Here is an 819-nt window from a genome sequence, read left to right as displayed (position 1 = left end):
CTTATCAAGCCCACAAAACTGTCCGAACGGACGGGGCCACCTCTAGCCATCTATCAGGCACTCTACATCCAAGGACGTGGAGTTCTGAAGCGGGAACTCTCGGCCTGTCTTCGCTCTGGACGGGCACTGCGTCTGCCTCGGGAGCGAGCCAAAAACCGAGGCAAGTCCTTCATCTCAGATGCGCTTATGATCAGCGATCGGCCTGCCGAGATTAACGACAGAGCGGTGCCGGGACATTGGGAAGGCGACCTCATTCTCGGCCTTGGCAGTTCGGCGATCGGCACACTGGTTGAACGCACCACGCGCTTCACTATGCTCTTGCACCTGCCGCGCATGGAAGGCCACGGCAAGACCAACTCGATCAAGAACGGTCCAGCTCTTGCCGGTCATGGTGCTGAAGCCGTCCGCTGTGCCATCTCCGAAACCATTATGGATCTCCCGGCACATCTGCGCCGTTCCCTGACCTGGGATCAGGGTGCAGAGATGGCGCAGCACGCTCAGCTTCGGATCGACACGGGTCTTGATATCTACTTCTGCGACCCTCAGAGCGCCTGGCAGCGCGGGAGCAACGAAAACACCAATGGCCTGCTTCGCCAATACTTTCCCAAAGGCACCGATCTCAGCCAGCATTGCAGCGAAGAACTGAGCGCTGTTGCCCATGCTCTAAATACGAGACCACGAAAAACACTCGAATGGAGAACCCCCGCAGAAGCGCTCGACCGGCTACTCAAACAGGATATGATCGAACGTGTTGCGGCGACCGGTTGAATCCGCCCAATACCTGTCGATCCGATATACCGAACGCCTGGCGCTGGCTGG

General features: G+C 58.2%; 1 protein-coding gene. It reads left to right on the top strand.

From position 1 onward, the window contains the following. On the top strand, positions 1-768 hold a 768-nt coding region (locus tag B7449_RS19300; RefSeq protein ID WP_148431451.1), incomplete at its 5' end, for an IS30 family transposase. Positions 769-819: the final 51 nt, after the last annotated feature.

The organism is Komagataeibacter intermedius TF2 (genome assembly GCF_000964425.1).
GTDB lineage: Bacteria > Pseudomonadota > Alphaproteobacteria > Acetobacterales > Acetobacteraceae > Komagataeibacter > Komagataeibacter intermedius.
This window is presented reverse-complemented; position numbering and strand designations above follow the sequence as displayed.